Origin of the sequence: Stenotrophomonas sp. 2YAF26 (assembly GCF_052114625.1) — a bacterium.
Taxonomy (GTDB): domain Bacteria; phylum Pseudomonadota; class Gammaproteobacteria; order Xanthomonadales; family Xanthomonadaceae; genus Stenotrophomonas; species Stenotrophomonas indicatrix.
Genome location: NZ_JBFRFC010000009.1, coordinates 108,490 through 120,455 on the forward strand (window position 1 = coordinate 108,490; position 11,966 = coordinate 120,455).

General features: G+C 66.5%; 10 protein-coding genes and 1 pseudogene. 3 read left to right on the forward strand and 8 right to left on the reverse strand.

Annotated elements, in window-relative coordinates:
* Positions 1 to 168: 168 nt before the first annotated feature.
* The gene (locus AB4Y98_RS11690) at positions 169 to 576 is read right to left on the reverse strand and encodes an ExbD/TolR family protein (protein ID WP_099820943.1); all 408 of its coding nucleotides are present in this window, start codon (positions 574 to 576) and stop codon (positions 169 to 171) included.
* Positions 577 to 727: 151 nt separating this feature from the next.
* Between AB4Y98_RS11690 and AB4Y98_RS11695 the strand changes: the two genes are divergently transcribed.
* The gene (locus AB4Y98_RS11695; RefSeq protein WP_442244399.1) at positions 728 to 2,713 is read left to right on the forward strand and encodes a transglycosylase SLT domain-containing protein; all 1,986 of its coding nucleotides are present in this window, start codon (positions 728 to 730) and stop codon (positions 2,711 to 2,713) included.
* 62 nt (positions 2,714 to 2,775) lie between these two features.
* A pseudogene (locus AB4Y98_RS11700) lies at positions 2,776 to 3,867 on the forward strand (multifunctional CCA addition/repair protein); the annotation flags it as partial.
* A 44-nt stretch (positions 3,868 to 3,911) separates the two neighbouring features.
* Here the strand turns inward: AB4Y98_RS11700 and AB4Y98_RS11705 are convergent.
* The 5 genes from AB4Y98_RS11705 to AB4Y98_RS11725 form a co-directional block, all read right to left on the reverse strand.
* Positions 3,912 to 4,346, reverse strand: a complete 435-nt coding sequence (locus AB4Y98_RS11705; RefSeq protein WP_049467432.1) for an SseB family protein — start codon at positions 4,344 to 4,346, stop codon at positions 3,912 to 3,914.
* 87 nt (positions 4,347 to 4,433) lie between these two features.
* Positions 4,434 to 4,793 carry a helix-turn-helix domain-containing protein gene (locus AB4Y98_RS11710; RefSeq protein ID WP_105164648.1) on the reverse strand — a complete coding sequence of 120 codons (360 nt, stop codon included), beginning with the start codon at positions 4,791 to 4,793 and terminating at the stop codon, positions 4,434 to 4,436.
* Positions 4,790 to 5,092 carry a type II toxin-antitoxin system HigB family toxin gene (locus AB4Y98_RS11715; RefSeq protein WP_336032178.1) on the reverse strand — a complete coding sequence of 101 codons (303 nt, stop codon included), beginning with the start codon at positions 5,090 to 5,092 and terminating at the stop codon, positions 4,790 to 4,792. Before AB4Y98_RS11715 ends, AB4Y98_RS11710 begins: the two co-directional genes overlap by 4 nt.
* A gap of 50 nt (positions 5,093 to 5,142) precedes the next feature.
* Positions 5,143 to 5,481: a hypothetical protein gene (locus tag AB4Y98_RS11720; protein WP_442244400.1), complete on the reverse strand. Its 339-nt coding sequence runs from the start codon at positions 5,479 to 5,481 to the stop codon at positions 5,143 to 5,145.
* Between the two features lie 3 nt (positions 5,482 to 5,484).
* Positions 5,485 to 6,525: a S41 family peptidase gene (locus AB4Y98_RS11725; protein WP_442244401.1), complete on the reverse strand. Its 1,041-nt coding sequence runs from the start codon at positions 6,523 to 6,525 to the stop codon at positions 5,485 to 5,487.
* A gap of 386 nt (positions 6,526 to 6,911) precedes the next feature.
* Here AB4Y98_RS11725 and AB4Y98_RS11730 point away from each other — a divergent pair, with 386 nt between their 5' ends.
* On the forward strand, positions 6,912 to 7,334 hold the full coding sequence (locus tag AB4Y98_RS11730) for a hypothetical protein (RefSeq protein WP_442244402.1): 423 nt from the start codon (positions 6,912 to 6,914) through the stop codon (positions 7,332 to 7,334).
* A gap of 190 nt (positions 7,335 to 7,524) precedes the next feature.
* Here AB4Y98_RS11730 and AB4Y98_RS11735 read toward each other — a convergent pair whose 3' ends face one another.
* Both AB4Y98_RS11735 and AB4Y98_RS11740 read right to left on the reverse strand, forming a co-directional pair.
* Entirely contained in the window at positions 7,525 to 10,569 is a 3,045-nt protein-coding gene (locus AB4Y98_RS11735; RefSeq protein WP_442244403.1) for an autotransporter family protein, read from the reverse strand.
* Between the two features lie 327 nt (positions 10,570 to 10,896).
* Positions 10,897 to 11,964 carry an acyltransferase family protein gene (locus AB4Y98_RS11740; RefSeq protein ID WP_363731608.1) on the reverse strand — a complete coding sequence of 356 codons (1,068 nt, stop codon included), beginning with the start codon at positions 11,962 to 11,964 and terminating at the stop codon, positions 10,897 to 10,899.
* Positions 11,965 to 11,966 lie beyond the last annotated feature (2 nt).

The window sequence follows — 11,966 nt, forward strand, 5'->3', positions numbered from 1 at the left end:
ATCGCGGCGTGATGCCCGACACTCTTTCACGCGAATTTGACGATTCTGAAAGCAGATAACGTCAATTAGCTACGTATTCACCGAAGGCGGTGATCTACATCGGCACCCTTCTGAGCGCCTGTTACCCAAATGCGGCCCTCCCTCAGGAAGGCCGCACCGGTGACTCGCTCACTGCACGAACGCGATGCGTTCCATGCCGGTGGCCTCGGCGGCGGCCAGGATCTTGGCCATGCCGTCGTACTCGGCCGACGGATCGGTGCTGATGCGCAGCTCCGGCAGATTGCCAGCGTGCTCACTGGCCTGCGCCTGCAGGCGCGACTGCAGATCACCGATGGCCATCGGCTGCCCGTCCCAGCTCAACTGGCTGGACGCATCCAGACGCAGTTCGATCGGCGGTGGTGGCTCGGGGCGATCAACCACGCGATCGGTGGCCTGCGGCAACTGCACGTTGATCGGCCGCGACAACATCGGCGCGGTCACGATGAAGATGATCAACAACACCAGCATCACATCCACCAGTGGCGTGACGTTGATGTCCGCCAGCGGGCCGCTTCTTCCTGCGCTACTGAATGCCATGTGCCGCTCCCTGCAGCAGGGCCGGTTGCCCCAGCCCAAACCTACGCCGGGCAGCTGCCCTCGCGGCAGTGCGGATGACCTCATCATTCAGCTGTCGTTGCCCTCTGCTGCCGTGTACGCAATGAGAAACTGAATTCAGCCACCGCCCGCTATGCTGGCCGCCATGACCCGACGATCTTCGACCGCCCTGTCCCTGCTCCCGCTGGCCACCACGCTGCTGATCGGCTGCGCGAGTGCCCAGTCCCTCGATGCCCAGAACGCCCAGTTGAAGGCCGCCATCGCCGCCGCCGAACGGGGCCAGTACGATGCCGGCCAGGCCGCCGCGCTCAGCCGCCATCCCGCGTATGGCTGGCTGGAGTTCGCCAACCTGCGGCGCAACATCGACACCGTCGATACGGCGCAGGCACAGGCCTTCCTCAAGCGCTACCAGGGCCAGGCCGTAGCCAACAGCTTCCGCAGCGCCTGGCTGCCCTCAGTAGCGCGCCGCCAGGACTGGCCGACGCTGCTGGCCAACTGGGCTCCCACCGACAACCTCGGCCTGCGCTGTGCGCAGCTGACAGCGCGCCAGGCCACCGGCAAGCTGGACCCGCAGTGGATCGGTGAAGCCCAGGATCTGTGGCGCAAGAACGGCAAGTCGTTGCCCGATGCCTGCGACGCCGTGTTCGCCGTGCTGCAGGCGCAGGGTGGCATGAGCGATGCGCTGCGCTGGGAACGCATCGATGCCGCTGCCGATGCACAGCAGCCGGCGGTGATGCGTTCGGCCGCGCGCGGCCTGCCGGCCGGTGATCTCGCCCTGGCCAACACCTACGCCGCCTTCGTCGACAAGCCCAACGCCAGTGCCCTGAACTGGCCGCGCAACGAGCGCAGCCGACGCATCGCCACCGATGGCCTGGCCAAGCTGGCCAAGGCTGACCCGGACGCCACCGAACAGCAGCTGCCGCAGTACGCGCAGGCGCTGGGCCTGAGCGCCGAACAGCAGGGCCAGGTGCGTTACCAGATCGCCCTGTGGACGGTGGCGTCCTACCTGCCCGACTCTGCCCGCCGTTTGAATGCCGTACCCGATGCGGCCTACGACGAACGCCTGCACGAATGGCGAGCACGCGAAGCGATGTCGCGCGGCGATTGGCCGGCGACGCTGGCGGCGATCCGCAAGATGGGCCCGACCCAGCGCAACGATTCGCGCTGGCGCTATTTTGAAGGCCGCATGCTGGAAAAGACCGGCCAGGCACAGCAGGCGCAGCCGTTGTTCCGCGAAGCCGCGCGCGCACCGACCTTCCATGGCTTCCTCGCCGCGGACAAGCTGCAGCAGCCCTACACGCTGTGCCCGTGGAAGCCCAACGACAGCGCGCAGGCGCAGGCTGCGGTGGCCCGCGATCCGGCCATCCAGCGGGCGATGGCGCTTTACCAGATCGACCGCGCCGGCTGGGCGGTGGCCGAATGGAACAATGCGCTGTCGCGCTTCGATGACACCCAGCGTCGCCTCGCCGTGCGCGTAGCGCAGGACAACGGTTGGTTCGACCGCGCGGTGTTCGCGCTCGGCAAGCAGCCGCAGGAGCAACGCCTGTACGACCTGCGCTTCCCGCTGCACCACGACGCCACGATCCGCCGTGAATCGGCACGCAATGCCATCGACCCGGCCTGGGTGGCCGCCGAGATCCGCGCCGAAAGCACTTTCACCCCGCGCGCGCGTTCGCCTGCCAACGCCATGGGCCTGATGCAGGTACTGCCGGCGACCGGCGCCGGCGTGGCCAGGTCCATCGGCCTGACCGGCTACGGCGGCGCTGACAGCCTGTACGACCCGGACACCAACATCGCCATCGGCACCGCGTACCTGCGGCAGTTGATGAACAAGTACGACGGCCTGCCCTACGTGACCATCGCCGCCTACAACGCGGGCCCGACGCCGACCGCGCGCTGGCAGACCCAGCGCCCGGGCTTCGATCCGGACCTGTGGATCGAGACCATCAGCTACAAGGAAACGCGCGAGTACGTGGCCCGCGTGCTGGCCTTCAGCGTGATCTACGACTGGCGACTCAACGGCGACGCACTGCCGCTGAGCGACCGCCTGATGGGCCGCCTGGTGGACAAGCGCAAGAGCTTCACCTGCGCCGCCGACGCCGACCAGGGCGGGGATTGATCGACATCCGGTAGTGCCGGCCGCTGGCCGGCATCCGTTATTGTCCAGGGTAGCCGGCCAGCCGTGATTTTCCCGTCTTCCTGCACCCGAAGACCGGCGAGGAATACGCGCTGGCGCGCACCGAACGCAAATCCGGCCGTGGCTACCGCGGCTTCGTGGTCGATGCCGATCCGGCGGTGACGCTGGAAGAAGACCTGCAGCGCCGCGACTTCACCATCAACGCCATCGCCTGCGATGAAGACAGCGGCGCGCTGGTCGACCCCTATGGCGGCGCGCGCGACATCGAGCAGCGCGTGCTGCGCCATGTCGGTCCCGCCTTCGTAGAAGACCCGCTGCGCGTGCTGCGCGCGGCGCGCTTCATGGCCCGCTTCGCCTCGCTCGGTTTCACCGTCGCGCCGGAAACCATGGAACTGATGCGCGAGATTGCCGCCAGTGGCGAGCTCGACGCACTGGTGCCGGAACGTGTATGGCAGGAACTGCGCAAGGCACTGGTGTGCGAACGCCCGTCCGCGTTCCTGCGCACCCTGCACGACGCGCACGCGCTGGGCCCGATATTGCCGGAGCTGGAAGCGTTGTACGGCGTGCCGCAGCGCGCGGAATTCCATCCGGAAGTCGATACCGGCGTCCACCAGGAAATGGTCAGCGACATGGCCGCGAAGCTGGCGCCCGGTGATGACCTGGTCGGCTTCGCCGCACTGACCCACGACCTCGGCAAGGGCCTGACTCCGCCCGAGGAATGGCCGCGCCACATCATGCATGAACAGCGCGGCATCACACCGCTGAAAACACTGTGTGCGCGCCTGAAGATTCCCACCGAGCACCAGCAGTTGGCCGAGGCGGTATGCCGCGAGCACTTGAACGTGCATCGCATCGACGAACTGCGCGATGCCACCGTGCTGGAACTGCTGGGCCGCTGCGATGCACTGCGCCGGCCGGAACGGGTGGCGCGCATCGCGCTGTGCTGCGAGGCCGACAAGCGCGGCCGGCTCGGTTTCGAGGACAGCGACTACCCGCAGGGCGAAACGCTGAAGCGCCTGCACCAGGCGGCGCTGTCAGTGCAGGCACGTGATCTGGATACCACCCATTTGAAGGGTCCAGCCATTGGCGAAGCGCTGGCCAAGGCGCGGGTGAAGGCCATTGCCGCCGCGCGCTGAAGCATCTGGTAGTGCCGGCCGCTGGCCGGCAACCACAGCTTTTATCAGTGCGCCATCCCACGTGTAATCGCCGCAGCACGTTCCTTCAGCTGCGCCACCGCGTCGGGAATCATCTCCATGCCCACGTCCAGGCCCGGGTTCAGCACCAGGCCAACGCCCTCGCCGATGCCCGACAGCAGCGCATGCACCGCGATGGGCATGGCATGGGCGAACTGCGGCAGCTGCTCGTGCCAGATTTCCGCGCGCTCGGGCGCAGTGAACACTGCGAACATCGGCTCCCCGCCTTCGCTGGTCAGCACCAGCGGCGAAATGCTTTCGTCCCAGGCGCCGTCTTCGCCGATGGCCTTGTCCAGCAGCACGAACACCGGAGCGGTCAGCAGGCCGTCGAGGAACTGCGAGGCCGTCAGGGTTCCGTCCTGGGCCTGCAGCAGGCGCACTTCCAGGTCGTTGGCGGGTTCGAACGGCGTTTCGTGGTCCATGGTCGGTTCCGGTACGTGATTGCTGGCTGCAACTTTAGCAGGCCCTGCACGAGGCTACGCACACCCCATCCCGCATCGGGATGGGCCTCAGCGGCCGATCAGGCTTTCCGCCGGAATGCCCAGGTTGCGGTGCAGGTTGCGGATCATCTCCAAGGTCAATCCACGCTTGCGATTCAATACCTCATACACGCGGTTGAGCTGACCAATGGAGGGCACCAGATCCTTCACGGTCAGACCGCCCTGCTCCATGCGGAAGCGGATCGCTTCGATCGGGTCAGGCAGCTCGATCGGGTAGTGCTTCGCCTCGTAGGCCTCCACCAAGGTGGCGAGAATCTCGAAACGATCTCCCTCTTCGCTATCCAACGCAGGTTCGTTCTCGAAATAGGCCTCCAGCTCGCGCAATGCGTTCTGATAGTCGACTTCTGTGCGAATAGGACGAATGTTCATTTTTCCTCCACGGTCGCTACGTCAATCCGGTCGTATTCGGCATGGTTGCCGATGAACTTGATGTAGACCATCTGACGCTGATAAGTAACGTCGACAACCAACCTGTGGCTGTTGCCTTTGATGTTGAAAACCACGCGACTGCTACCGACGAAACTCGCACTCGCATAGCAACTGCGGATGTCATGCGGACTGGCCCAAGCGGCGCGCCTCACTTCGTCATGCCAGGCCTTCAGCGGTTGCTCGCACTCTGGGAACCTTTCCCAGTAACGCCTGAGCGTAGCCAGCGCGAAAACTCTCACCGCCCCATCCTAGTCCCAAATTGGGACTTATGCAAATCATCCATCATTGCTCAGCCTCCACCGTGTCCCATCCGCCACATCCACCCCGCCACCGCCAGCCCGGCCACTACCACCAGCATCACCGGCAGGCCGAAGCGGTGCCGGAACGGGATCGGTACCCCGCCAAGCTGCTGGTCCATGCTTTCGGTATCCAGCACCCAGCCGTGCTCGCAGCCGGTGCAGGCCAGCTCGTAGCGGCGCTGGTAGACGATGCCGAACAGCAGGTCGATGCGCGCCATCCTGTAGCGCAGCTGCGGGGCGAATTCGGTTTCAGCCTGGCAGCGCAGGCAGTGGTGGGATTCGGTGGGGCCGACAATCAGCACCCGTTCGTGTTGGCCGATCAGCAGCATGGTTCAGCCTTTCCTGCAGGCGGGCTGGGCCAGCAGCCAGGCCTCAGCCGCCGCCACCGTTGCGGCATCGCCGACGGTGGCCTGGTCCGGCGCGATCTTCCGCCCGTCGCCATGTCCATTGCGATCGCGCATGACGCTGGTGGTCAGCACCAGCGCGCTGCCGTCCACCAGCCGGCGCACCACGTTGGCAGTCGATACGCCCGCCGTGGGCTGGCCGAAACTGCGGGTCTGCGCGCGGCCGCGGAACGCCAGAACGGTCGCCTCGCCGGAACTGGCGGTGCGCGGGCCGGTCAGCACTGCCACCGGTGCGCCAACAAGGCTGGGTAGATAGCCGGGCTGGCCGAAATCCAGACCCGTCGCATCGCCCATGCGCACGCCGCTGGCGGTGGTCCGCCACCGTACCGGACCGTCGGCGGTCTCGAATGAGCCCACGTCCTCGATACCCATCGCCGAAGTGCGCAGCAGCGGCGCAACGCCCAGCAGCATCGGCCACATGTTGCCGCCGGTGTTGTCGCGCAGGTCGACAATCCAGCCACAGCGAGGCGTGCTGTCCTTTTCACGGATGATGTTCTGCCAACGCACCGCACGCTGGATGTTCTGTTGCTGCAGCTGCTGCGGCGGCGCACCGGGGTCTGCCGCATAGCCCTCGATCAGCACCTGGCCGATACGCGGGTCACGTGCGCGAGTGGCGTCGCTTTCGCTGCGGGCAGCGGCGGTGGCGTTTTCGCGGGCGAAACGCTCCACACGTTGCTGCTGTCGTTGCGGGGTCATCCAGCTGCCGTGACCGCCTGAACTGCGACCGATGGACTCGGCCAGGACGGTCCGGACCTTGGCCGGATCGCCCTGCGCATCCTTCAGCCGCGTGCGCGTGGCAGGCCAATCGACCCTGCCTCGGTACAGCGCCTCGCGTTCAAGCATGTCCAGCAGCTGTGCCTGTGCGGCGGGTGAGGGGATCTCGATGGTGTCGGCCGCAGTGGCAGCGGTCGCTGCCAGCAGCGTGGCGATCAAGGCGGCTCGTGCCGGCAGTCCCTTGCTGTTTCGCATCGACATCTCCCTGTCGTTGGATGAAGGCGAAGCATAACGGTGCCGGAGCGGTGTGTTCCATCGCGCACCCTGTCGTGTTTGGCTTGGCAGGGCGCGTCGTATCGATTTGCAACTTTGCCCATGTCAGCGCGACCGCAAAAGCGCGAAGGTCGCTGTGCCAGCGCCACCTGCGCTGGCCGGGATTGGCGTCCTGAATCAATGAGCAAAGATGACCGATTGCCTCGATGCAGGCACTCGCGACAATGCACCACCTGCCGCTCCATGGCGGGCGGTGCGTGGGGACCCTTGGGTCCGTCGGCTTCTTCTTTGCTCTTGACCGGCACGCCAACCCGCACCGCCCGCCACCTTGCATCCCGCAGGTGGCCTTGCCCTGTGAGGTTGCTGCCATGACTACGCTCTACCCCACCTATCCCCGCCTGCACACACTGCTGGGTGATGCCCTGCCCGACCTGCAGCTGCCCAACGCTACTGCCGAGGCTCTGGAAGACGCGCTGACCGAAGCGGATGAAGCCGCTCCCACGCCCGCCTTTTTCAAGCGGTTGCGCGACATCACGCGCTGCCACGCCGCCGACGGCGAGCCGTGGACGGAGCTGCGCATCACCCCGGCACGGGCGCGCGATCTGGCCGGCGCCACTCGCTGCCTGCTGGCGTTGTCGGCATTGGGTGGCGTGTTGCTGGCGACGCAGGCCGCGCGTGAACTGGACGACGCGGAGGCGCAATGCCCGCCGCTGACAGAGGAAGGGTTGCTGTATGCGGTGCAGCTGCTGGCCGATCACGCAGGTACGTTGCTGGGTCGATCGCCGTTGTGATGCAGGTGTGTGGGAATTGATTGACTGCTGCCAAGGCGTGTCGACCAAGGTCGACACCTACCAGGGCGGGTCATGGTGCCGGTTGGATTCGTGTCGACCGAGGTCGACACCTACCAGAGCGGTTCATGGCGTCGGTTGGATTCGTGCCGACCAGGGTCGGCACCCACCAAAGCGGCCAAAGCGAAGGGCGCTACCAATCCGCGCGCAGGCCGATGTTGCCTTCGATGATGCGGCGCTTGCCGTTGTCGCTGCCACCAACCTCGCGGGTATAGTCGGCCACGGCATACGCACTGATCGCGCGGTTGAAACGTCCGACCACGCCGACACCGGCTTCCAGTGCGCGCGAGCGCTGCGAATTGATGATCGCGTCGCTGTCGAACAGGATGCGGTCCTCTCCCGAACGGCCATGCCAGTAATTCAACTTGAAGTACGGCTGCCAGCCGTTGTCGGCCAACTGGTAATCGCCCGCCAGGCGCAGGCCGACGCGGCCGGTCCAGGCGTTGTCGTTATCGAAGGAAACGGTGGACACCAGATCACGCTGGTCATCCAGTGAACTGCGCTGCCAGATCACCTGCAGCTGCGGCTCCAGCCACCACGATGACTGCCCGAACTGCAGCAGTGGCTTGCCCGCTTCCAGCGAGAGCGTGGTGCCATCGCCCTTGAGGTCGATGCCCAGCCCGCGCGAGGAGCGCGTGCGGCCGTCGTAGCGGCTCTGCATCGCCACTGCGTCGATGTAGCCGCCGCTGCTGTCGGTCAACGTCCAGTACAGGCCCACGTGTTTGTCGTCCAACCGGCTCTGGCCGACCAACACGTTGTCCCAGCCCACGGCCAGGCCGGTGATCCTGCCATCGGCGCGGGTACGGCCGACGAACACGCCGATCTGGTTGCGATGGCTGTCACCGCTGGCAGCCCACACATCCAAGCCTGCCTGCGCGCCCATCACGTCACCATCAAAGCCGGGCCGTGCATCGCCTTTCCAGTGGATCTCGCTGCTCTGCCCCACCAGCCGTCCCCATGCCGTGCGGAAGGCGCCCTGGTTGTACAGCAGGCGCTGTTCGCCCTGGCGCTCATGGAAGGTCCCCAAACTGGCCAGCGAGGTCTCGCGCAGCAGCGGTGGTACCACGGCGTAGGCCGCGGTCTCCAGGCGGTACAGCGGCACCAGGCCGTTCTCGTCCGGTGCGGCAGGTCTTGCCCCCGCAGTGGGCGGCGGCGAACCGGTACCGGGCAGGCTGCCACCGGCCACCGGCACGTCCGGCACGGGTGGATCGCTGGGCGGCGCTACGGGCGCAGGTTCCGGCGGCGGTGGCGGCGGTGCGGCTTCGCCTGCGGTCAGGTCCGGATCGGTGGCACCCTCTGGCGGCGGCGGGGGTGCCGGGGGAATCGGCGGCGGTGGCGCCACCGGTGGCGTCGGCGGTGGCGGTGGCAGTACTTCGCCGCCGCCGTTCGGTGCGGGGGCCGGCCCGGCCGCCAATGTCGAACGCAGATACCAGTTCTCGCCGGTGCCGGCGCTGACGCCGCCCTTGAACAGGAAATACTCGTAGGCACCGGCCGAGACCGGTGCGAACAACGAGAACGCGCCTGGCGCGGTGGTTGCGCCGTTCAGCGCCTGCACCACCAGGATACCGTCGACCAGCGTGGCCGCTCCTCCGCCGCCGGTGTTGATGATGCCCAGGCCGGTGCTGCCGGTGGCGGTGCCGCCATCAAAGACCAGGCGGTCGCTGGCTGAGTCGTCCGCACCCAGCACGGTCTGCAGGTACACGCCACCGCCGTCGCCGCGGTAGTTGCCACGGATGGTGAAGGCATCGCCGGCGCCGCTGTTGTTGGTCAGATCAATGCGTCCGGCGTTGACCATGTTCACCAGCGCAGCTGCCGCGAACGGACGGATCGCATGGTTGCCGCCACCGGCGAACAGCGTGCTGGTCTCGTCCACGTTCAAGCTGCCGGTGCCGGTGGCACTGTCGCCCAGCACCAGGTCGCCATCGAAGGTGAGCTCGGTGCTGCTGGCCAGGCTGATCGCTTCCCAGTTCTGGAAGCGTCCGACGCCAGCGGTCTTGACGTTGTTGAAGCTGAGGCGATCGGTGCCGGTGCCACCATCGAACAGCGGTACAGCGCCCAGGTTGGCCTGGTTGAGATTGCCCAGGGTCGCGACGTCATCGTCGGGGCCCATGTCGATGGTGCCGTAGACAATGCCGCCGCCATTCCAGTTGAAGGTGTCGTTGCCGGTGCTCAGCAGCACCTGGCCACGCACCGTGCCACCGGTGATGGTGACGCTGTCGGCGCCGCCACTGACGCTGATGTTGCCGCCGATGTAGGCGTCGTTGGAGATGATGATGGTGTCGGTGTCGAAGCCGGTGACCACGTTGCCGTCGACGGTGCCGCCGGACATGTCCCACAGGTTCTTGTCCAGCTTCATGTTGACGCGTCCGATGCGGCCGTCGGTCATCCACGCCTGGTCGCCATCTTCGAACGCGCCGACGATGCGGCCACCGCTCATGCGGAAGGTGTCGATGTTGTCGCCCTGCTGCAGGGCGCCGATGGTGCCGCCGGTCATGACGAAATCATCGCGGCCACTGCCCTGCGTCACCAGCCCGGTGATGGTGCCGGCGTTGATGGTCAGCTGGTCATCGCCATTGCCCTGGTCGAGGCTGTCGATGGTGCCGCCGCTGAGCAGCAGCACATCGTTGCCATCGCCCTGCTGCACGCCGCCGCTGATGCTGCCGGCCAGCATCTGCAGACGATCGTTGCCGGCACCGAACTGCACGCCACTGCTGCCACTGATGGTGCCGCGGTTGACCAGCTCGCTGTCGCCGGCACCGCTGAACTGCAGTGCGATACCGCTGCCGGAACTGATGCTGCCGGTGTTGTCGACGCGGCTGCCACCGCCAAGCTGTACCGCAGTACCGCTCGCCGAGCTGATGGCGCCGAGATTGGTGAGCACGTGCCCGCCAGCGCCGAGCAGGGAGATGGCGCTGCCCGCTCCGGCCTGCTGCAGCTGCGCGCCATTGCCAACATTCACGGTGATGCCTGCAGCGCCACTGGCGCTGATGGCTGCTGTCTCGGGATTGGGGGCGGTGCTGCTGCAGGTGACGGTCTGCCCGGCGACGGGAGCCGTCGCATCGCACCCGGCCCAGGCGGCAGGGGCGGACAAGGCGAGCAACGAGGGCATCGCCAGGATCTGCAGAAGGGAAACGGTCAGACGGCGTTGGCGGAACCCGCGCGGGACGACATGGGACATACAGCACTCCTGGGTCGGGGATCAGGAACTGCGGATGGTCTGTACGACACTGCTGATGCAGTCTGCCCTGCCATGAATGGTTTCGATAGGTGAAATTGCAGGCAAGCGGTCACGTTTTCGATGTGAAACCGGGAAGCGCTCACGCGGTCCGCATGTCGATGAACCAGTTCACCTTCGTCAGCCTGCCAAGAGCATCCACGCATGGCGTGGATCTACTGCAATCCTGGCCCAGTAGATCCACGCCATGCGTGGATGACCCCGCAACCCACCAGCACAGTAGATCCACGCCATGCGTGGATGGGCCGTTCTCCACCATCTCTGCCGCGCTCAGATCTTCAGATAAATGCGACGTCGGTCCAGCCACCAGGCTACGCCCCACCACAGCGCAACGAACACCAACGCCTGCAGCATCGAGGCCAGCTCCAGCGCCTGCGGCATCGCCGCAGCCAGTTGCTGCCAGACCCACCCCCAGGCGCCGGTCGCCAGCAGGATCACTGACATCACCGAGGCACCCAGATAGGCGGTGATCGCATTGACGCCAAAGCGCCGGCCCAGTGCCGGCCATCCCTTGCGGTCGATCAGCAGGTGGCCCAGCCACAATGCCAGCGCGGCCAGGCCACCGGTCCACAGCACGTAGCTGGGCGTCCACAGCTGCTTGTTGAGTGGCAGTACGGTTGCCAGCAGCAGGCCGAGCACGGCGGTGACCGCACCCAGCGCGGCCAATGCACCGGCGCGGCCACTGCGCAGCAGACCGCCGGCCAACAGGCCCAGCACGGTGCTGGCCAACGCGCCCAGACTGCTCAGCAATCCTTCCGGGTCATGGCCCAGACCGGTATCCGCCTGCCATTGGTAGATCCATGGCGCGAACAAGGTGGTGTCCAGACGGCTGGCCGGGTTGGTCCAGGGCGCAAGATCTCCGATGCCCAGCAGCAGCGCGGTGTAGCCCACCAGCAGCGCCACCAGCACGGCCACCTGCATGCGCGGACGCGCATACACCGCCAGCACGCCCACCACTGCCGCGCACAGCGCGATGCGCTGCAGCACACCCCATATGCGGAAGTGATGCGTGTGCAGTGCCCACCACACCAGCAGGTGCAGCAGCACGCCGGCAATGGCGATGCGCAGTGCGCGTTCCAGCACGCCACGTGCAAGTGCGGGCCGTGCGGCCGGATCCAGCGCGCGCGGTGCGACGCTGAAGGCCATCGACACGCCAACAAGGAACAGGAAGAACGGGAACACCAGGTCGGTCGGTGTGCAGCCGTGCCATTCGGAATGGCGCAGCGGTGCGAACACCGCACTCCAGTCACCGGGGTTGTTGACCAGCAGCATCGCCGCCACGGTCATGCCGCGCAGGGCGTCGATCGAGCCCAACCGGCGTGGCGGCGTGCTGCTCATCG